Source organism: Mycobacterium sp. 852002-51613_SCH5001154, assembly GCF_001667425.1.
In the GTDB taxonomy this organism is placed as follows: Bacteria; Actinomycetota; Actinomycetes; order Mycobacteriales; family Mycobacteriaceae; genus Mycobacterium.
In genome coordinates, this window is record NZ_LZII01000029.1 from 37,643 (window position 1) to 58,195 (window position 20,553).

Sequence of the window (20,553 nt, forward strand, 5' to 3'; positions counted from 1 at the left end):
GACCGCGTTTTTTGTCGGTGGGTCCCGATAGTTTCGAGGTATGAGTGTTGACCCGGAGGCGTTGTCGGCGGCCTTTGCCGTCATCAACGCTGCGGTCGACGATCTGGTCAGGTCGGACTGCGACGCCCTGGCCACCCGCGAGCAGCTGGCGATGTTGGAACACTGCGAAAGCGTGCGCCGCCGGCTGCCCGCCATCGAGCACCCGCTGATCAATTCCCTGGCCCACAAGGCCACCCCCGAAGAGCTCGGCGGCACGCTGCCGCGTGCCATCGCCGAGGCCACGTTGATCAGCCGCGCGGAGGCGTCACGCCGCGTGAAAGAAGCCACCGACCTCGGGCCGCGGCGCGGGCTGACCGGGGAGCCCTTGGCGCCGATCCTTGCCGCAACCGCTGACGCCCAACGAGACGGAAAGCTGGGCACCGGACAGGTGATGGTGATCCGCCGGTTCTTCCGTCAGCTGCCCGGCTGGGTGGACTTCGCCACCCGCCAGGCCGTCGAAGCCGACCTCGTCGCTCACGGAATGAACTACCGCCCCGAACAATTAGCCCAGCTCGCCGATCACGTCGCCGATTGCCTGAACCCCGACGGCACCTACACCGACGACCACCGCGCCCGCCGTCGCGGCCTCACCTTGGGCAAGCAAGGCCCTGATGGAATGTCCGAGTTGCGCGGCATGATCACCCGCGAGCTACGGGCCACCGTGGAGGCGGTGTTGGCCAAACTGGCCGCGCCCGGCATGTGCAACCCGCTCGAGGACACCCCTTGCGTGGATGGCGCCCCCAGCCAAGAGACCATCGACCGCGACGCCCGCTCGGCTGCGCAACGCAACCACGATGGACTCAATGCGGGGCTCAGGTCGTTGCTCGCCTCGGGAGAATTAGGCCAGCACAACGGGTTACCCGCATCGATCGTCATCACCACGACGCTACAAGATCTGGAGGCCGCCGCCGGCAGGGGTTTGACCGGCGGCGGCAGCATGCTGCCGATGAGCGATGTGATCCGGCTGGCCCGCCATGCCCACCACTATCTAGCCGTCTTCGACAAGGGCAAGGCGCTGGCGCTGTATCACACCAAACGGCTGGCCGCCCGCGGTCAGCGCATCGTCCTCTACGCCAAAGACCGGGGGTGCTCGGCTCCCGGCTGCACCGTGCCCGGCTACCTCTCCGAGGTCCACCACGTCGCCGACTGGGCCAAGTGCCGCCGCACCGATGCCGACAACCTCACCTTCGCCTGCGGACCGCATCACCGCCTGCTCAAACCCGGCGGCTGGAGCACCCGCAAGAACGCAAAGGGTGACACCGAATGGATCCCACCCCCGCATCTGGATCGAGGCCAGCCCCGTACCAACAGTTTTCATCATCCGGAGAAGCTGCTCCGGGACGAAGACGACGGGCCTTAGCTCAGGTGCTCCACTCCGCAAGCGCGGCGTCGAGCAGATCCCCGACGCGATGCCGGTCCCACAGGAACAGCAGGTTCGAGAGCATCTGCAACGGGGCGCGCACGCTCTCGTCGTTCCTGATCAATGGATGGCGTCGACTGTCCGGTATGGCTTCGAATCGCTTGCGGATCAACGCCGGCACGCCCAGCAGCCAGGCGACGCCCATCGCCGCCGCGTACAACAGCGTGTGTCGGCGCAATCGAACCGGATCGAGTTGCGGGCCGCCGCAACGATGGAACTCGGTGACGAACAGCCGTAGCAGCTCGTCGAGATGGGAGTCCCACAGGTCGGTTTCGGCGCCGGACATGGCTCCCCAGATCGCCATGCCGAGGTTCATTTGGCTGACGCATCCCCAGTCCATCAGGCCGCAACGCAGAACGCCGTCGCCGTCACGCCAAAACCATGCGTTGTCGATATTGGCGTTCCAATGGCACAGCGCGACATAGTCGGAATCATCGGCCAGCAGCCCCGCGACAGTCTGCTCGCAATGCGCGAACCGTGGCACATCCGCGCGCAGCCGCGCGACCAACTCCGGTGAACAAGCGGGCAGCAGCCCTGGGCGGAGATCGGCGAATTCCGCCAGTTGGTCCACCCGGCGCTCCCGCTTGTCCGGGGAGAGCGGCGCACGATCCCCTACCGTCGCGGCGGCGACGTCCAGCGGGAAGGGTGCGGTCAACTCGGTCGGCAGCCTGCCGGATCGATGGGTGCCGGCGAGCCGGGCCAGCGCGGTGAGCAGCGCCCGGTAGTGCTCGAGCGGTTCGGGCATCTCGTAGTCGAGGCACTTGTGATACTGCGGTTCGATCCCGTTGCCGCCGAATCGGATCCGTTCGGTGACCAGTATTCCCGTGCCCGTCTGGCGGTGATAGTCGGCGAACAGCACCCGGGGTACGGCGATCGGAAATTCGGGCGCACAGGACAGCGCGGCGAATCGCACTTCGGGTTCCATTTGGGTCTTGCCGCGATCGCGCGTCCGGTCGTCGAAGTCGCGCGAGAACTTGACGAACAAGTCGGCGGGCAGTTCCGGGGCGGGCCCGGCGTATTCGACGGAGAGGATCGCCTTGCGCCCCGTGCTGCCGCCTGCCACTTCGGCAAACTCGGTAACCCGCGCGATGCCGTTGTCCCGCAACGCGCCCGAGGCGAGAAACGCCGCGGTAAGGAACGGCGCCGCGCCGCTTTCCAGCGCCGCAGGGTCGGCCGGGAACGTCAACCCGTACCGGTCGCCCGCGGCCCAATGTGGAGTCAATTGCTTACCACGTTTGTTCGGCGGCGCGCACCAGCATGTGGTTGACGGCCACCCGGCGGTCCCGGGTCACCATGAACAGCACCGCGTCGGCGATGTCTTCGGGGCGCAACTTGACCATGCCGGCGGTCTGGCGCTCGAACGCCTCCCGCGACGATTCGGCGAGATGGTCGAAGATTTCGGTATCGACCGTTCCCGGGCCCACCACGCCAACCCGGACCCGCTGCCCGAGCACCTCCTGCCGAATGCCCTCGCTGAACGCGTTCACCCCGAACTTCGTCAGCGAATAGACCGCGGTGTTCGGCCGGGCCACCCATCCGGCGGTCGAACTGATGGTGACCAGATCGGCGACACCGCGCGGCGAGTTAGCGGCGGCATCGATCAGGTGCGGGAGCGCCGCGCGGGTGACGTACAGGACGCCTTGCACGTTGACCGTCACCATGGCGTCCCAATCCTGCAGCGACGCCTCGGCCGCCGGGCCGGATTGCATCAGTCCGGCGTTGTTCACCACGGTGTCGAGCCGGCCGAACTGCGCGACGGCGCGCTGCACGGCCGCCGACACCTGTTCGGCGTCGGTGACGTCGGCCGCCACGGACAGCGCTGTGCCACCGGCGGATTCGATATCGGCTTGCAACTCGGCGAGCCGGTCCGCGCGACGCGCGAGCAGGGCCACCGCCGCGCCTTCCGCGGCGAGCGCTTTGGCCGTCGCGGCCCCGATGCCGCTACTCGCGCCGGTGACCAGGGCCGCGGTATGTGCGAGTGTCCCCGTCATGCGCCCAGTATCTCGTGTAGCAGGTACTCGGTGTGCTCGCCCAAGTCCGGCGCGCCGCGGGCGATGCGCGCCTGGCCGCCGGCCATCCGCCAGGATGGCCCGACGATCGGGCGCTGGCCCTCTCGATGGTCGCTGACGAACCTGAACAGCTCGCGGTCCCACAGTCGTTGATCGCCGATCACGTCGAGAGAGGTGGCGCTCTTGCCGGCCGGCACACCCGCCGCGCGCAATCGGTCCGCCAGTTGCTCGGCGCGATGGCACCGGGTGAGTTGCGCGAGGCAGGCATCGAGCGTCTCGGTGTCGCACCGTCGCCCCGCCATGGTGGCGTAGCGGCGTTCTCGGGCCAGCGATCCCGCGCCGAGCACGTCGCACAACCCGCGCCACTGCAAGTCGTCGGCGACGGCCACCGTGATCCAGCCACCGTCCGCGCACGGGTAGCAGCCATGCGGGCACAGGTCCGGATGGTCATTGCCGCCGGGCGCGAAGGCTTGTCCGGTGAGGGCGTGTTCGAGCAGACGGTCGCCGATCATCGATGACAGGGTTTCCACTGCCGACAGGTCGACGAACTGCCCGGCGCCGGTGAGTTCGCGGTGCAGTAATGCGACCACCGCGGCGTACGCGGCCGCCGCGCCGACGGTCGAGTCGCCGTAGCGCATGCTCGTCCCGAGGGGCGGTCCGCCGCGATAGCCGACCAGCGGGGCGAGCCCGGCCAGGGCGGCGAAGCATGGCGCGTAACCGGTTTGATGGCCGAGCGGCCCGTCGTTGCCCCACATCTTGATCGACACGGAGATGATGTCCGCCTTGATCTCGATCAGCTGCGCATGGCCCAGGCCCTGGCGTTCCATCGCGCCCGGGCGCAGGTTGTTGATCACGATGTCGCTGCGGGCGACCAGCTCACGCAGCTGCCTCATGCCCTCGGTGGACTTGATATCGAGGTCGACACTGAGGATTTCGGGATTGATGCTGAGGAAGTACGGCGCGTGGTTGACGTCGGTGCCGCCGTAGGCGCGCATCTCCTCGGGGCTGCCCGCGGTTTCAACCTTGATGACCTCGGCGCCCAGCATCGCCAGCAGCTTGCCCGCGTAGGGCCCGGCCCACACCTTGGTGAGCTCGACGACCCGAACCCCTTGCAGCGGCCCACCGCGCGGATCCCTCGGCGGCTTGAGTTGCGCCGACTTGACCCGCGGACGCGGGCGCGGGGTATCGATGAGGCCCAGAATCTGCCCGGTGTGCTCGCCGAGGGCCGGTGCGGCGGAGGTGATTCGAGCCGGTGACGCACTGAACGCGTATGGCACCGTCGGATACGCCGCGTCGCCCAACACGGGGTGCCGAACCTGCTGGAAGAATCCCCGGTGCCGGTACTGCGGCGAATCATGCAGGTCCGCGGCGCCGTTCACCGGCACCAGCGGCACGCCCAGGCGCTGGGCTCGATCGGACGCGTCGTCCTTGGCAAGGTGCCGGATCCACGCGGCAAAGCCCCGCTGGAATGCGGCCACCTTCTCCGGGGTAACGGAAAACTCCAGCCAGTCGTCGTGAAAAGCGTCCAGCCACTCCGGGTGCCCCATGAGTTCTTTCAGGCCGAGCCAGTGGGCGCGGCTGGTCATGTACAGGAAGACGAAACCGTCGGCGCATGCGAAAAACGCAGCCGGGCCCGCCTGGTCGTAGTCGCCGCGGTGGCCTTCGGCGGTCACCTCACCGGTGACGAACCGGCCGATGATGCAGTCGGCGCGGGAGGCCAGCACCGCCTGTTCGGAGACGTCGATGGAATCGCCGTGTCCGCTGTGCAGACGCCCGAAGAGCGCCGCCGTCACGCACAGCGCGGCGTCCAGTCCGGCTTCGTAGTCGGCCAGGAATCGACCCGGCCCCTGCAGTGGCGGCTTGGCCGGGTCGGGGTGGCTGGGCGTGTGGTATCCCCAACCGCTGGCGTGGAACACGTTGATGCTCTTGGCATTGCCGAACTCGGTGGGCGCGTCCCGCCCGAACGGGGTAATCGAACAGAACACCACGTCCGGGTGCAGCCGCGCCCAGCCGGTGGCCCAATCGAAGGCCCCGTCGTCGATGACCGCGTCCGCGCTGCCGACGAGCCGGTGCAGCGTGTCGACATCGGCGGCGGAACGGAGATCCAGCACGACGGACTGCTTGTTGGTGTTGAGATACGCGAACAGCCCGCTGCCCTCGGGACCGTCGGCGACGATGGGCGCCATCGCGCGCGTCGGGCTGCCGCACTCCGGCGCCTCGACCTTGAGGACGTCGGCACCGAAGTCGGCCAACAACTTTCCGCAGTACTCCCCCGCGACGGACCCGGCCAGCTCGACGACCCGGAAACCGGTCAGCGCCGACATGCGAGCTCTGACGGTCAGGGCTTCGCGCGTCCCGAGCGGCTCAGCCGCCACTCGGGCGGGAAGTTCAGGTCGTTGTCCTTCACCACGTTGTTGAGGCCCTTCTCGAAGGTGCCCGCGGTCAGGTCCACTTCCTCCGCGTCGTTTTGGATCATCGGCAGCATGCCCTCGACCATTCCGGTGAGCAGGCTGCCGAAGTATTCACCCTTGTGCTGCTTGTAGAGCTCCAGGAAGGTCTTCTGCACCGCTACGGTGTCGGTCGGGCGGGAACGTGAGCAGGCCATCGCGTATTTCAGCGTCTCTTCTTCCAGCTTCTCCCGCGGCACCACGCTGTTGACGAAGCCGCACTCGTACATCTCCTTGGCGCTGAACGGCCTTCCGGTGAAGAGCATTTCGGAGAACTTGCGCAGACCCATCGTCTCGGCCCACCACCACAGCCGCGGTCCCCAACCCACGTAGCGAAACGCCGGGTGGCCGAAGAGGGCGTCGTCGGACGAGACCACCAGGTCGGCGTCGCCGGCCTGGTAGAAGTGCCAGCCGTAGCAGTAGCCCTTGGCCTCGATGATGCTGATCTTGCGCAGCTCCTGCAGCGGGCGGTTTCCCGCGCGGGCCTTGGCGTAGAAGTCGGTGACGGTCGACAGGTAGCGGTACGATCCGCCGGGCGGGTACTTGACGTCGTCATCGTTGATGGCCACCTCGTGCAGTAGCGGCATGCCAGGGTTCTCGAGCATCCCCCGCTGCTCGGGCAGGTCGCCGCCGCTTCCGAAATCATCTCCCTCGCCACGGATCACGACGACCTTGACGTCGTCGTCCACGTTGCACTTGTGGATCAGGTCGGCGTAGTTCTGCCGCATACCCAACGTGGTGGAGTTGAGCTCCTCGGGGCGGTTGAAGGTGATGTAAGCGATCCGGTTCTTCTTGTCCTTCTCGAACTTGATGTACTGCTCAGCTTCCTTTTTCATTTCTTCGTAATCGTATTCGGGCATCGTCTTCTCCAACTTCTCTTGAATTAGCGTTTATTTGAGCAAGCTGCCCGCGTCGACGGGAAGCGAAACGCCGGTGACATAACGAGATTCGTCAGAGGCGAGGAACAGGACCGCGTTGCTGATGTCCGCGGCGTCCACCCAGGGCACCGGCAGGGTGTGCATCATCTGGGATATGGGGGCGAAGTCGTCGGGGCCCGGATTTTCCAGGTCTGGGCGAAACAAGCGGAACGTGTTGTCGTTCATCACCATCGTGGTGCTCACCTGGGTGGGTAGCACGGCGTTGACGCGGATCATGTGCTGGCCCAGCTCGACGGCGAACGCACGCATCAGGCCGATGACGCCGTGCTTGGCGGCGACGTAGTGGCCGGTGTTCGGGTAGGCCTTGTGTCCGCCGACCGAGCTGGTGAGCACGATCGATCCGCCGCGACCACCCGAAAGTAGGTGTGGGACGCCCGCTTTGACCGTATGCCAGACGCCGCTCAGGTTGATGTCGATCATGTCCTGCCAGACGTTCTCGCGGATCTTGTGCAGCTTCCTGCCGTCGGTACCCACACCCGCGTTCGCGACGATGATGTCGAGCCGCCCGAGTTGTTCCACACCGGCGTCCACGGCGGATTTCAGCGCGTCGTAGTCGCGGACGTCCACCTGCGCGGTGACGATCCGACGGTCCTGGGCCTTCACCAAATCGGCCGTCTCGGCCAGGTCCTCCGGCGTCGAGTGCGGGTACGCCAGGTTCTCGATCGGCCCGCAGACGTCGATCGCGATGATGTCGGCACCCTCCTGCGCCAAGCGCACCGCGTGGCTGCGGCCCTGGCCGCGGGCCGCGCCGCTGACGAACGCGACCTTTCCCGCTACCCGGCCCTCAACGCTCCCGGTCATCAGGGCACCACGGTGGGCAGGGTTTCCCAGCCTCGCACCGACGACGTCGGGCTCAGCTTTGCGTTGGCCAGATCGGGCTCCCACTCCGGGAAGCGCTTGAGGATCTCCTCGAGGGCGACCCGGCCTTCCAGCCGGGCCAGCGCCGAACCCAAGCAGAAGTGGGCGCCGACGCTGAACGTGAGGTGCGGCCGGGCGGCGCGATGAATGTTGAATTCGCCTGCGTCGGGACCGAACTGCCGCTCGTCGCGGCAGGCCGACCCGAGAAGCATCAGCATGACGCTGCCTTCCGGCACCGTCTGGCCATAGAGGCTGACGTCGCGAGTTACATAGCGTGCCATGTGCGGCGCGGGGGGCTCGAAGCGCAGCAGCTCCTCGATGGCCTGCGGGATGAGTCCGGGGTTCTCGACGAGCTCGCGACGCTGGTCGGGGTGCTCCGCGAGAACTTTGCCCGCCCAACCGATAAGCCGCGTTGTCGTTTCGTTTCCCGCTCCGGCCACCACGTTGAGGTAGACCAAGATCTCTTCACGCCTCAGCCGCCGCGTGGTGCCGGTTTCGTCGACGAACTCGACGTTCAGCAGCTCGGTCATGATGTCGTCGGACGGATTGTCGGCACGCCAGTCGATATAGGCCTCGAACTGCTCGCCCACTGACAAGCCGTGCTCGGCGGCACTCATCGGCTTGCCGGGCTCGGTGCGTAGTTGGGCGTTGCCGCGATCGCGGATGTACTCCTGATCTTCTTCGGGAATCCCGAGCAGTGCGCTGATGACCTTCATCGGCATGATCGCGCCAAGGTCGGTGACGAAGTCGAACCGCCCCGTCCCCACCAGTGGGTCCAGCGATTGCGCGCAGAACTCGCGGATCATCGGCTCCAACGCCGCGATCTTGCGGGGGGTGAACATGCGCGACAGCAGCTTGCGGTGCACGTCGTGGATCGGCGGGTCTTCGAAGATCAACATGCCGGACGGGATCTCGAGGTTGGCCTTGATCAGTTCCATGATCACGCCCCGAGCGGAGCTGTAAGTGCCGTAGTCGATGATGGCCTTGTTTACATCGGCGAATCGGCTCAGCGCGTAGAAGTCGTATTCGGAGTTGTAGTAAAGCGGCGCCTCGTCACGCAGGCGCTTGAACATGGGATATGGGTCGGCAATCAGCTCGACGTCGTACGGGTCGAATCGCACATGGCTATCGGTGCTCGTCGTCACGAAATCCCTCCTACCGCTGCCTTTTACCGGCATGCCGAGGGCCTGGCAGCCCTGGATCCGGTTCGGGGCAATTTATACACTCCGCTTAATTGCGTTGCTGTGACATTCGCATGGGCTGGGCTGAAATCGGCCCGTCAGCACGGCCTAACTCTATTCTCGTAGAGAACCATACGGCGAATGGTCTGGCAAGACCCCATGCCGCATCACCCGCCACCGATTCACGCATGTTCGGCCCGCTCAGCCGAACGCCGTCGCCCGGTCCCGGCCCGTGGTGCGCCGGCGGGCCGTTTCGGTCAGCCGGCCCTGCTGCGGGCTCCGCAGAATGCCGGCGGCGATGGCCGACAAGATGCCGTCGAGCTGCTCGGGGCTGTCGACGATCCGGTCGCCGTGCGCGAACCGCACCAGCAGCCCGTTGATGAACGTCAACGTCACATTGCTCAGATCCTCGACCACGGCGGGGTCCAGGTCCGCGCCGTGCGGCATCAGCTGGACCAGGATTTCGCGGTGCAGTTTGGTGAATTCGTCCGTGGCCCGCTGCAGGATCGCGGCCAGCGACGGGTCGCGGGCGGCCTGCATGGTCAGCTCGTAGCGCGCCTTGGTCCGGAACAATTGCGGCTCGCTACCGGATCGAATGACCACCTGGGACAGTCGCGAGGGCGAGGGGTTGTCGCCCCGGCCGTCGGAGTCGTCGGCCACGGACTGTAGGTCGGCGAGGTCGAGCTCGGCCAACCGCTCGGCCACGGCGCGCAGCAGCGCCGAGCGGGTGCGAAAGTAGAACGACGTGGTGCCGTCGGGCACGCCGGCTTTGCGGTCGACTTTGAGGTGGCTCAATCCCTTGGCCCCGTCGTCGGCCAACAATTGAATCGCCACGTCGCACAAGTCGCGGCGGCGCTCCCCGGGATTAGGTTTTCGGCGTTTGTCCATGGCAATCCGTCTCGGACCGAGACCTTACTCTATATTCGTAGTGTCGGTAAAGGGCCGGTCTGATCGCCTATGACGGCGGGCCGGTGGGCCACCAGGCGGGCTTTCCCCGCCCCGCACGAAAACGTCTGCGATGCAACGACTATCAGGCATCGGCGGGACGGCGTGTGTTCGACTGGAACAATGGTCCGATGATTGGACGTCGGAGTGAAGAGACAGAGGGCGTGGGGAGGCATCGCTGCGCGCGCCGCCGAGGGCGCGTCACGGCCGTTTCGTTGGCGTGCACCGGCCTGCTCGCGGTGCTGATATGCGGCTGCAGCCCGACGCGCCATCAGGGCGCGCCCACCACATCGACCACGACCACCACCACCCCGTCGGCCACCACAACCGCATCGCCCACTCCGATTGTGAAGATTGCACCGTTGCCCGTCCGGCCGGTGAACAAGTCTCAACCGACCAGCCCCGAGAAGTGCCCGGACGCGAATCGGGTGGCGGCACCGACGGATGCGCTCACCACCTGTGATATCGCCCGGACCACGTTGTACATGCTCGGCCCGGAGAGCATGCAGCTCGGGCTGCTACACGTGGACCCACCGAAGTCGCTGACCGCGGGTTTCTACGACGTGACCCTGACCCTGGACCCACCGTCGGCGACCGCGTGGGCGTCCTACACCGCCGCGCATCTCAAGGACCACGTGGCCTTTATCCGCGACAATCTCGTTCTGGAGGCCCCGATCATCGAAGACCAGGTCGCCTCCGGGCGGATCGCGTTGACCACCCAAACCGCCGAGGGCGCAGCGCAATTGGCCCAATTGGCCAGCCGGCCCTCATGACGTCAGCACGAGAGAGGCTGGACTCGGCATCGGCATGGACGGCGACGCCGCGCGGCAATCGTGCATGAATTCTGCGGAGATCAGGTGCACGGAACGCCGTGCGGCCCGCCAACCCACTGACCGGGCGGCGCCTGCCAGGGACAAATCTGCTTGACCTGCCCAGGCGGCAGCGGATTCCAATGACCATTGTCGACGACGTGCGGACCCGGCGGAACCGGCGGCGGCCACGGTCCCGGGTGGGCCTGCGCCATACCGCTTCCGAGGTTCAGTGCCGCCGCGCTCAATGCGCCGGCGACGATGGCCTTACCTGCGAAGTTCTTGAGATTCATTGCTGGCCTCCTCTCGGTCTATGGCTCGCCATTGGCGGCGTCCGAACCGCGGAGACAGAACCAATTTCGCGACCTCGAAAATGTCACAAGATGGTTACCCCCGCTCACGAAAAGTCAAACCGCCTCCGCGGCCGGCAAGGGGATCCGGATTCGGTGGGCGGCGGACGCGTCCGGGACGCTGACTCAGCCAGCACGGGGCCCGGGCGCGCGGCGCGCGAATGCCGGCGCATGCTCGGGCCGCACGCCGACGCCGACGAAGTAGGCCGGCACGGCCGACAGCCACGGCAGCCGCTTCATCAGGCCCAGCAGCGCCGCGGGCGGCGTGGGGTCCGCGCCGCGCAACAACGGCCCGAGCAACATGTGGTGCAACACTTGCTGCACGAGTTGGGTCACCACCGTGGGGAACACGCGGCGGCGGTGGACCGCGGCGAGTTCGCGATCACCGACGCGGTGTCGTCGCAGCGGTTCGGCCAGTACGGTCGCGGCCGCGACAGCATCCTGGATGGCCAGGTTGATCCCGACCCCGCCCAGCGGCGACATCGCGTGCGCCGCATCCCCGATGCACAGCAGCCCGTCGGTGTGCCAGCGCCGCAACCGATTCACGTGCACGTCCAGATGTTTGACGTCGTCCATGGATTGCAGCGCCGCGACCGACTCCGGCATATCCGGTAGCAACTCTTCGACGTCGCGCCGGAACGCGTCTATGCCGCGCGCCCGCAGCTGGGCGTCGGTGCCCTTCGGCCCGAGGTAGGCGATCTGGAAGTAACCCTCCCGTGGGATCACCGCGAGCCCCTTGCCCGGACCAAGGCGGGGCAAAAAGGAGTATTCGGTGTCTTCCTTGTGCGGCAACCGAAACCACCACACGTCGAACCTCACCGGGTATTCGCGCGCCTTCAGTCCGGCCTCGTGCCGAACGACCGACCAGCGGCCGTCGCAGGCGACGGTCAACTCGGCCCGCAATTCGCCCGGCCCCTCGGGCCCGCGGTAGCGCACACCGGCAACCCTGCCGCCCTCCCACAGGAGCCCGGTGACTTCGGTGTTCATCCGCAGTGAGAAGCTCGGCTCCTCCTGTGCCGCACCGGCGAGGAGCTTGAGCAAGTCCCACTGCGGCACCATCGCGACGAAGGGGTGGGGCTGGCGCAACCGCTCGAAGTCGACGTATGTCACCGCCTGCCCGTTGGATTCGAGTTTCGCGGTGCGGACCTCGGTAAAGGGCAAGGCCGCGAACGGTTCCCACAGGCCCAGTTCGTCGAGCAACCGCATGGTGGTCGGGTGGACCGTGTCGCCGCGGAAGTCCCGCAGGAAGTCACCGTGCTTCTCCATCAGCGTGACTTGGACACCCGCCCGCGCCAGTAGCAGCCCTAGGACCATTCCGGCCGGGCCGCCACCGACGATCGCACACGAGGTTGTCTCAGCCATCAGAGGTCAAACTCGACGTCGAACACCGAGACGGGATCGAGGATGACGCCATTTTCCTCGACGTAGCGGTCCCACAACGTCAGCAGTTCGGCCAGTTTGTCTGGGTGCGAGCCGGCGAGGTCGTGGATCTCGCCCGGATCGGTGGCGAGGTCGTAGAGCTGCCAGCTGCCCGGACCGTATGGTGCGGGCAGGTGCAGCGCCTTCCAGTCCCCCTGGCGAATCGCACGGCGGCCGAACAACTCCCAGCCCGTGCCGGTCTCGGCGTCATGCACGGTCTCCGCGCCTCCCGACAGATACGGCACCATGGAGCGGCCGCGCATCGGTGCCACCTCGCGTCCGCGATAGGCCGCGCCGGGATGCGCGGCCCCCGCCAGTTCCAGCACCGTCGGGGCGATGTCCATGACGGTGCTGAACGCGGTCCCGACGTCTCGTTGCCGGTCAAAGCCGGGCCAGGTGACGAAGCCGACCACCCGGATCCCGCCCTCGGTGGTGAACGCCTTGTGCAGCCGCGACGGCGCGGTGGCGGCTTGTGCCCATCGCGGTCCGTACCAGATAAACGAGGAGGGCCGGCCGAGGTTGTCGACGCTGTTGTCGCAATGCTTTTCGATCTGCGCTGCGATACGCGCACCGTGCAGCGGCATCGCTTCGACAATGGCACCTTCGGCACCGTTGTCAGACAGGAAGATAACGACGGTGTCGTCGAGTTCGCCGCTGTCCGAAAGGTATTCGATCACCCTGCCGATATTCCAGTCCATCCGGTCGACCATCCCGGCGTAGACCTCCATGCTGCGGGCAGATACCGCGCGCTGTTCGTCGGTCATGTCCGCCCACTCGGGGGCGTCGTCGGCGACGACCGGATGCGCCTCGACGTCCGGCGGGCACAGGCCCAGCCGCTTGAGGGCCGCCAGTCGCTCCTCGCGGAGCGCATCCGGACCGGCGTCGTAGCGGCCACGGTATTTCGCGATGGATTCGTCCGGCGCCTGCAGCGGCCAGTGCGGCGCCTGGAACGGCAGATAAGCGAAGAAGGGCCGGTCCTCGCCAGGTGCGCGCTCGCGCAGGTACTGCAACAACTTGTCGGTGTAGAAGTCCGACGAGTAGAAGTCGTCCCCGACCGTGACGAACCGGTCGTCCTCGGTGTAAAGCGTTGGAATGGGCGAGAAGCCGCCGGCCGCCCGGCCCCCGTAATGGCTGGCCCCCGCCGGCAGCAAGGCAAACGAGCGCTCGAAGCCGCGCGCCCACGGCGATGTCTCGATGGTCGCGCCCAGGTGCCACTTGCCCGACATGAGCGTCAGGTATCCGGCGTCGCGGAGCAGCTCGGGCAACGCCACGACCCGGTCGTTCAGATAACCCTCATAGCCGGGTGCGCCGCGGAACGCCGGCCCCGCGACCTCCAGCATGGTGCCGATCCCGGCGATGTGGTGGTCCGTTCCCGTCAGCAGCATCGCCCGGGTGGGCGAGCACGCGGGCGCGGAGTGGAAATCGGTGAACCGGATCCCCGCGTGGGCGAGCCGATCGAGATTGGGCGTCTCGATTTCGCCGCCGAACGCGCCGATATCGGAAAACCCGAGGTCGTCCGCCACGATCACGAGGAAGTTAGGCCTCTTCACGCTCAAGCATCCTGCCAGGTCCCGCCCCCGGGCGGAATGCTGCCGCAACGGCACGTCGTTATTGTCGAGGCGGCGATCTCCGCGCCTGCGACACTGCTACACCGGAAGGGCTTTGAGATGCTGGCACAGTTCGGGATGTCCATTCCGCTGGTCGCCGCCCCGATGGCGGGCGGCCCGACCACCCCCGCGATGGTGTCGGCCGCCAATCGTGCGGGCGGCCTGGGCATGCTCGCCGCCGGTTACAAGACCGTGGAGGCCGTCGAGGCGGAGCTCAAACAAATTCGCTCCGAGGGAATCCCATTCGGTATCAACCTCTTTGCACCCAATCCGCTACCGGTTGACCCCGAGGCGTATCGGGCGTATGCCGCTATCGTTCAGCGCGACGCCGACCAGTTCGGTGTGACGCTGCCCCCGGGGCCCGTCGAGGACACCGACAAGTTCGACGAGAAGATCGCGCTGCTGCTCGACAACCCGGTTCCGATGGTGTCGTTCACCTTCGGCATCCCGTCGGACGGCGTGATCGCGGCGCTGCGCAAGGCGGGCTCCGTCGTCGTGCAGACGGTGACCGCGCCCCAGGAGGCGGTGCAGGCGCGCGACGCCGGGGTGGACATGCTCGCCGTTCAGGGGGCGGCCGCCGGCGGTCACTCGGGCACGCTCTCGCCGCGCAAGCCGTTGACGCCGGTGCCGACCGCCGAGCTGGTCGAACGGATCGTCGCGACGGTGCCGCTGCCGGTGATCGCCGCCGGCGGGCTCGCCTCCCCCGGCGCCGTTGCCGAGGTGATCCGCGCGGGGGCCGCGGCGGCCGCGGTCGGGACGATCCTGCTGCGCGCCGACGAAAGCGGCGCCTCGGCCACGCATCAGGCAGCCCTGACCGATCCCGCCTACAGCGAGACGGTGCTCACGCACGCCTTCACCGGGCGCCCCGCCCGCGGGCTGCGCAACGCATTCATCGATGCCCACGAGGCGCAGGCGCCGCTGGGCTATCCCGCCATCCACTACCTCACCAGCCCGCTGCGCAAAGCCGCGGCCGCGGCGGGAAAGCCCGACTATGTCCACCTGTGGGCCGGCACCGGATACCGCAGCGCCACCGCCGAACCGACGTCCGACATCCTGCGGCGGCTGGCTTCCGGGTTGTGACGCCGTCAGAAATCGAAGCGGTTCAGCATGTCGTACTTGCCGCCGGGCGATGCGCACGTCAGCTTGTATATCCACCGCACCGCCGTCGATTCGATTTTTCGGTAGCCCGCCAGCGCGGGCGCCTGTTCGACCAACCGCAGCCTCGGGTTCCACGTCTGTAGTACCCGCGCGTCGCGGATGCCCCACTTGATGATCCCCCTGGTGAAAAGCTTCGACATCAGCGGCGCCAGGGCCGAGAGCGTGTCGAAATGCATTTCGCCGCAATCGAATCGATCGGTCAGCCGCTGCAGCAGCTGCCGCACCTGCGGCTCGGTCAAATACATCAGCAGGCCCTCGGCGACCACCAACGTGGGCCGGCCGGTCGGGATCTGCTCCAGCCACTTCGGATCGGTCACCGACGAGCCGATCATCCGGTAGCACTCCGTATCGTCGTAGAGTCGCCGCCGCAGCTCGATGACACCTGGTTGGTCGATGTCGAACCACGAAACCGAATGCGGTACGTCGAGCCGGAAAGCGCGGCCGTCGAGGCCGCAACCCAGGTGCAGGACCACCGCGTCGGGGTGACGCCGCAAAAAGTCCGCGCACCAATCGTCGAGCGCTTTCGCCCGCAACGCGACCAGGTACTGGTTCGACACCGGCAGCGAGCTGCGATGGATCCTCTTGAAGTCGTAGTCGATCCGGTCGACCGCCTCCGCGGCCGCCGTGTCACCCAAAATTGGTCGGCGGGAACGGCTTTCATGAGCGCGCAGGTACAGTGTGACAAGGTTCGTCCACTCCACCGAGCCCCAGCGGACGGAACTGAAATCGACTTTGGCCGTAGTCATGGCTTTCTCCTTGCCGCCCGATATTCGGTCCACATCTGCATGAGCTGGTCGCGGTAGGCATGGGTGCAGAATTCGCAGAAATCGCGGAAATCCTCGACGCGCTGCCGCTGTTCGGCACGGTCCTCGCCGAGCACGGAAAGCGCGAACTCGGCGGGCTCGATCCCCAGCCGCATGAGAGACAGCTGCGTTTCCAGGACACTGGTGAAGCCGCCGGGCGTGACCCGGTAGAGGTGTTGACGGTCCGGGCTCGGCAACCGCTCCACCATGCCGCCCTCCAGCAGCTGGCGGGCAACCGTACTGATGGAGGCCTTGCTGACCGATAACGCGTCGGCCAGCTGGGTCAACGACTGCTGGGGCGGATGAGAGATCAGGAGCCAGCCATAAACCCGGCCCATGGTGCGGGTTGCGCCGAGCAACTCGAAGAACAGGCCGAGGCGATCGACGAACTCGGACTCTTCCGGCGACACGGACCCTCCCCCACGTACGTTCAGTACGTACTTAACGTAGCGTACGCCAGAGGCGGCGTCGATGGAACGTCGCTCAAATTTCGCGCAGGCGACTCCCCCGCGCGGACTCGCCCGCGTTCAGAACGCCTCGGGATCGCGCTGCACTTCTTCCGGAACGGGGTGGCGGTACAGGCGAGAGGCGTTCTCCCAACTGAACTTGCGAATGACGTCCTCGGGCAGGTCACCGATCTGTTCGTGGACCGTCCGCTGGGTGTGTGGCCAGGTGGAGTCGCAATGCGGGTAGTCGGCTTCCAGCATGATGTTGTCCACGCCGATCCGGTCGCGCTGCACGAACGACGACTTGTCCTCCACCGCGCAGAACCAGAAATTTCGCGTGAAAACCTCTGCCGGAGTGAGGCTTTCGCCCAGCGTCTGCCAGGTGCCGTACATCGCGTGGTAGCTGAGCATGTGGTCGAGGCGATCTAGCAGGCCGGCGACCCAGCCTATTCCGCCTTCCGACAGACAGATCTTCAGGTCGGGGAACCTGCTGGGCAAGCCGGAATACAGCCAGTCGACCGCCGCCGAGATCGCGTAGGCGAAGAACAAGACGCCCTGCACGTCCGGCGGCGCGTCCTCGGTGGTGGACGGCGAGGACCCCGACGAGCCGATGTGCAGGTTCACGACGGTGTCCGTCTCGGCGCACGCCGCCATCATCGGGTCCCAATGTTTGGAGTGGATGCTCGGCAGTCCCAACATCGCCGGGTTCTCGCTGAAGGTGACGGCGTGGAATCCACGCTCGGCATTCTCGAAGATCATCTTCGCGCCGAGCTCGGGGTCAAGCAACCACGGCAGCTGGCAGGGAATGATGCGCTCGGGATATGAGCCCGCCCAGACCTCGAGGTGCCAATCGTTCCATGCGCGCACCGAGGCCAGCGCCAGGTCGCGGTCAGTGGTCACCTGCTGCAACCGCTGGCCGGCGAACCCGGGCAGGAAGGACGGGAAATTGAGCGAGGCGTAGATGCCGTTGAGGTCCATGTCCTTGACGCGCTCGTGGATATCCCAGGCGCCCCTGCGCATTTCGTCGAACCGGACCGGCTCGAAGCCGTACTCCGCCACCGGCCGGCCGACGACCGCGTTGAACCCGACGTTGGGTAGTTCCCGGCCGTCGTAGACCCAGGTCTGGCCCCCGCTGTCGGTCTCCACGACTCTGGGCGCGCGGTCGGTGAACTTGCGCGGCAGCCGCCCGGTGAAGGTGTCCGGCGGCTCGACGATGTGGTCGTCGACCGAGAGCACCGTGTAGCGCCGGGGTGCGCGGGGCGGGTCCGGCAGGAAGGTGACCGAGCGCTGTTCGCCCGTCTTCGCGGTGGTGAAGCTCAGGTCGGCGGCCAGCTCGTCGATCGATTTCACTCGTCAATCTCCTTGCGGGATGGCGTCGTTGAGTGTGTGGTGACGGAGTTCAGTGTGCGGCGACGGCGACGCCTGTCGGCGTGTCGCCGCCCAGGATGCACGCTCATCACTTCAGCACATCGGGGTCGGCCTTGATGGTCATCCTGGCCGCCCCCGCCCAGTACACGTCTGCGGCGCGTTCGACGAGCGACCGCTGCATGCCCGCCATGTCGGACCACTTCATGGCCACCGGCTGGATGCCGGTGAGCAGCACGTCGTAGGCCAGCTTGCATACCCGTTCGATCGACGCCGCCCGGTAGACGGCTTCGGGCAGATTGCGGCCGGTGGCGATGACGCCGTGGTTGGCCAGGATGGTCAGGTTCGCGGGCCCGATGCGGGCCGCCAGTTCGGCCGCGCGGCCGGGGCTGTCGATCTCGCCGTCGTAGGTGTCCACCAGGCACAGGTCATCGAGGAACAACGAACCGGTCTGGTGCACCAATTCGGGCAGCCTGCCCAGCGCCGCGAGCACGCAGACGTAGTACGGGTGATTGTGGATGACTACCCGGGCGTCGTCGCGGACGCGGTGCAGCTCGGTGTGGATGTGGATGGCCGGAGTGACATCCCAACGCCCGCGCAACACTTGGGCGTCGGCGTCGACGACGCAGATATCGGACGCGGTGATTTCCTGCCACCACAGCCCCCACGGATTGACGAACATCTGCGTCTGTCCGTCCGGCTGCCAGGTGATGTGTCCCGCCATGTTCTCGGCGAATCCGATGCCGGCCAGGTGGCGGAAAGCCACCGCGAGCGCCTGCTCCTCGGACAGCTCGACGCCGATCGGCGGGACCACCGAAGGCGCCCACACTTCCAGGCCGCCCCGGCGCGGGTTAGGGGCATTCGTCATGAGGCCTCCGTTCTGGCTCGAATATCCTCGCGCAGCCGGCCTTTGGCAACCTTCCCGCCGGAAGATCGTGGCAGCTCATCGACGACGATCAGTCGCTCGGGCAGTAGCTCCTTCGACACTCCCAGCGACAGCAGGTGTTCGACCAGCGCGGGCAGGTCCAGGGTGGCCGCGTCGACGAGTTCGGCGTAGAGGCAGACCTTTTCGCCGAACACCGGATCGGGCATCGCCACGGCGGCCGCCACCGCGACGGCGGGGTGGGTTGTGACGGCATCTTCGACCTGGGTCGCGCTGATGTTCTTGCCGCCGCGCAGGATGAAGTCGGAGGTTCGCCCGGTGACGGTCAGATAGCCGTCCGCGTCGATTTCGCAGATGTCGCCCATGCGCATCCACCCGTCGCGGGTGAACAGCTTGTCGTGGTCGGTCCCGCCGAGGTAGCCGAGGCTGGTCGCGGGGCCGCGGCATGCGGGCTGGCCCCGTCCCGTCGCGGTGACGTCCCGTTCCCCGTCGAAGAGCCGGACGGCCATCTCGGGGACGATCCGGCCACCGGTGCGCAGCCGGCGTTCGCGTGGGTCATCGATCGTGGTCGCGCTCAGCATCCCGGTTTCGTTCGAGCCGTAGAACTGCAGAATCGTCGCACCGGTGAGCTCCTCGAACTCGACCGCCGGCCGGTATGGCAGCGCCTCGCCGCCGGTGAACACGACGCGCAGCGAACTCAGGTCGTACCCGCGGGTGGCGGGGTCGGCCATCAGCATGGTCAATTGTGTGCTGACACAACACAACACGCTGACCTTGTGCCGGGATATCGCCTCGCAGGTCGCCCTCGTGCTGAACCGTTCCAGGATCACCGCGGTGCCGCCGAGATAGATCGGCGTGGTGTGGCTGGTCCACAGTCCGAAGCCGAATGGCGTCGGTATGACGGGCAGGAACGTGTCCTCCGGCGTCAGCCGCCCGTTGGCGACGGCCTTCTGGTGGAAGTAGTACCAACGATTCTGGGTGTGCACCACACACTTGGGCACGCCGGTGGTCCCGGACGTGGAGTTGATGAGGAAGACATCGTCTGGCCCGAGTCGGGACTCGCCGGTAAGCGCCCTGGGCGCCACCCGGATGTTCAGTCGCGGCGCGCCGGCGTCACCGCTCAAGACCAGGGTGGGCAGCGAAAGCTCGTGGGCGACAGTCGCCGCTTCCCCGCCGCGCCGCTGATCGCTGATCAGGATGTCCGGCTGCGCGCCGCGCAGTATCGCCGTGACCTCACGGGTGCCGGCGCGCGCCCCGACACCGACGACGACGGCCCCGCACCGCTCGATCGCCACGAACAGCACGTGCAGGGCGGCGGAGTCACCGTGCCACACCGCCACCCGGCCGCCGGGCGATATCCCCGCCCCGGCCAGCTGTTCGGCCAGATCGCTTGCCGCCCGGTCGAATTCACGCCACGTCAGCGCCGTCCCCGGATGGTCGACGTAGGCGAAGCGGTCCGGTGACCCTTCGGCGTTGCTACGCACCGCGTCCGACAGCGTCGTGTCAGACCAATAGCCCGCGGCCCGGAACCGGGCCGGATCCTCGTCGGTGAATGCCGGCGGGCCCACGGTCTGCATGAGCAGATGATACGGAAGCCCACGGGCGGCCCCGCCCGGTGACGCCCGCTAGGGGTTCTGCGGCGCCGGAGCCGGAGCGGCGTGCTGCGGGTCACCGGCAATCGCGGGTGGACGCGGGCGCGGCGGCTGGTGGCAGTGCTGAGTGCAGCCGCAGTTGAGGCCGATGATGCAACCGCCCCCGCCGACGGGCTGCACCGGCAAGGCCCCACCAGGGGTCGGCGGCGCCGGCGTCACGCTCGATGAAGATGCGACCGAAATGGCCGCGTCGCCGGCCGACCAACCGAAGGCCAGGACCAGCG

General features: G+C 67.1%; 18 protein-coding genes. 3 read left to right on the top strand and 15 right to left on the bottom strand.

What is annotated here, in order from left to right:
• Nucleotides 1-40: 40 nt before the first annotated feature.
• Entirely contained in the window at nt 41-1,399 is a 1,359-nt protein-coding gene (locus A5750_RS07325) for an HNH endonuclease signature motif containing protein (RefSeq protein WP_067261832.1), read from the top strand.
• Nucleotide 1,400: 1 nt separating this feature from the next.
• Here the strand turns inward: A5750_RS07325 and A5750_RS07330 are convergent, their stop codons facing one another.
• From A5750_RS07330 to A5750_RS07360, 7 genes are all read right to left on the bottom strand, one after another.
• A complete protein-coding gene (locus A5750_RS07330) occupies nt 1,401-2,681 on the bottom strand; it encodes a hypothetical protein (RefSeq protein ID WP_067261833.1) in 1,281 nt (426 codons plus the stop codon).
• A 4-nt stretch (nt 2,682-2,685) separates the two neighbouring features.
• Nucleotides 2,686-3,450 (bottom strand): SDR family NAD(P)-dependent oxidoreductase, encoded by a 765-nt coding sequence (locus A5750_RS07335; RefSeq protein ID WP_066953801.1) that lies wholly within the window; start codon nt 3,448-3,450, stop codon nt 2,686-2,688.
• Nucleotides 3,447-5,792, bottom strand: coding sequence for a CaiB/BaiF CoA-transferase family protein (locus A5750_RS07340; protein ID WP_067261870.1), 2,346 nt, complete (start codon nt 5,790-5,792; stop codon nt 3,447-3,449). Before A5750_RS07340 ends, A5750_RS07335 begins: the two co-directional genes overlap by 4 nt.
• 14 nt (nt 5,793-5,806) lie before the next feature.
• Nucleotides 5,807-6,775: an enoyl-CoA hydratase/isomerase family protein gene (locus tag A5750_RS07345; RefSeq protein ID WP_066953798.1), complete on the bottom strand. Its 969-nt coding sequence runs from the start codon at nt 6,773-6,775 to the stop codon at nt 5,807-5,809.
• A 30-nt stretch (nt 6,776-6,805) separates the two neighbouring features.
• Nucleotides 6,806-7,654 carry a mycofactocin-coupled SDR family oxidoreductase gene (locus A5750_RS07350; protein ID WP_067261834.1) on the bottom strand — a complete coding sequence of 283 codons (849 nt, stop codon included), beginning with the start codon at nt 7,652-7,654 and terminating at the stop codon, nt 6,806-6,808.
• Nucleotides 7,654-8,856 (bottom strand): cytochrome P450, encoded by a 1,203-nt coding sequence (locus A5750_RS07355; RefSeq protein WP_066953792.1) that lies wholly within the window; start codon nt 8,854-8,856, stop codon nt 7,654-7,656. The genes A5750_RS07350 and A5750_RS07355 overlap by 1 nt, the downstream gene beginning before the upstream one ends.
• A gap of 237 nt (nt 8,857-9,093) precedes the next feature.
• Nucleotides 9,094-9,780: a TetR/AcrR family transcriptional regulator gene (locus tag A5750_RS07360; protein WP_066953789.1), complete on the bottom strand. Its 687-nt coding sequence runs from the start codon at nt 9,778-9,780 to the stop codon at nt 9,094-9,096.
• A 404-nt stretch (nt 9,781-10,184) separates the two neighbouring features.
• Here A5750_RS07360 and A5750_RS07365 point away from each other — a divergent pair, with 404 nt between their 5' ends.
• Nucleotides 10,185-10,610, top strand: a complete 426-nt coding sequence (locus A5750_RS07365; protein ID WP_066953990.1) for a preprotein translocase subunit SecD — start codon at nt 10,185-10,187, stop codon at nt 10,608-10,610.
• An 80-nt stretch (nt 10,611-10,690) separates the two neighbouring features.
• Here the strand turns inward: A5750_RS07365 and A5750_RS25220 are convergent, their stop codons facing one another.
• The 3 genes from A5750_RS25220 to A5750_RS07375 all read right to left on the bottom strand — a co-directional run bounded on the left by A5750_RS25220 (nt 10,691) and on the right by A5750_RS07375 (nt 13,965).
• Nucleotides 10,691-10,939 carry a hypothetical protein gene (locus A5750_RS25220; protein WP_082948206.1) on the bottom strand — a complete coding sequence of 83 codons (249 nt, stop codon included), beginning with the start codon at nt 10,937-10,939 and terminating at the stop codon, nt 10,691-10,693.
• A 183-nt stretch (nt 10,940-11,122) separates the two neighbouring features.
• Complete coding sequence (locus tag A5750_RS07370; protein ID WP_067261836.1) at nt 11,123-12,358, bottom strand: FAD-dependent oxidoreductase; 1,236 nt, start codon at nt 12,356-12,358, stop codon at nt 11,123-11,125.
• Entirely contained in the window at nt 12,358-13,965 is a 1,608-nt protein-coding gene (locus A5750_RS07375; RefSeq protein ID WP_067261838.1) for an arylsulfatase, read from the bottom strand. Before A5750_RS07375 ends, A5750_RS07370 begins: the two co-directional genes overlap by 1 nt.
• Before the next feature lie 117 nt (nt 13,966-14,082).
• Between A5750_RS07375 and A5750_RS07380 the strand changes: the two genes are divergently transcribed.
• Entirely contained in the window at nt 14,083-15,102 is a 1,020-nt protein-coding gene (locus A5750_RS07380; RefSeq protein WP_067261840.1) for a nitronate monooxygenase family protein, read from the top strand.
• Nucleotides 15,103-15,107: 5 nt separating this feature from the next.
• Here the strand turns inward: A5750_RS07380 and A5750_RS07385 are convergent, their stop codons facing one another.
• The 5 genes from A5750_RS07385 to A5750_RS07405 all read right to left on the bottom strand — a co-directional run bounded on the left by A5750_RS07385 (nt 15,108) and on the right by A5750_RS07405 (nt 20,254).
• Nucleotides 15,108-15,926: a class I SAM-dependent methyltransferase gene (locus tag A5750_RS07385; protein ID WP_067261843.1), complete on the bottom strand. Its 819-nt coding sequence runs from the start codon at nt 15,924-15,926 to the stop codon at nt 15,108-15,110.
• On the bottom strand, nt 15,923-16,393 hold the full coding sequence (locus A5750_RS07390; RefSeq protein WP_066953775.1) for a GbsR/MarR family transcriptional regulator: 471 nt from the start codon (nt 16,391-16,393) through the stop codon (nt 15,923-15,925). Before A5750_RS07390 ends, A5750_RS07385 begins: the two co-directional genes overlap by 4 nt.
• A gap of 117 nt (nt 16,394-16,510) precedes the next feature.
• Nucleotides 16,511-17,779, bottom strand: coding sequence for an amidohydrolase family protein (locus A5750_RS07395; RefSeq protein WP_067261845.1), 1,269 nt, complete (start codon nt 17,777-17,779; stop codon nt 16,511-16,513).
• A gap of 106 nt (nt 17,780-17,885) precedes the next feature.
• Nucleotides 17,886-18,662 (bottom strand): class II aldolase/adducin family protein, encoded by a 777-nt coding sequence (locus A5750_RS07400; protein WP_197505378.1) that lies wholly within the window; start codon nt 18,660-18,662, stop codon nt 17,886-17,888.
• Complete coding sequence (locus A5750_RS07405; RefSeq protein WP_066953769.1) at nt 18,659-20,254, bottom strand: class I adenylate-forming enzyme family protein; 1,596 nt, start codon at nt 20,252-20,254, stop codon at nt 18,659-18,661. The genes A5750_RS07400 and A5750_RS07405 overlap by 4 nt, the downstream gene beginning before the upstream one ends.
• Nucleotides 20,255-20,553 lie beyond the last annotated feature (299 nt).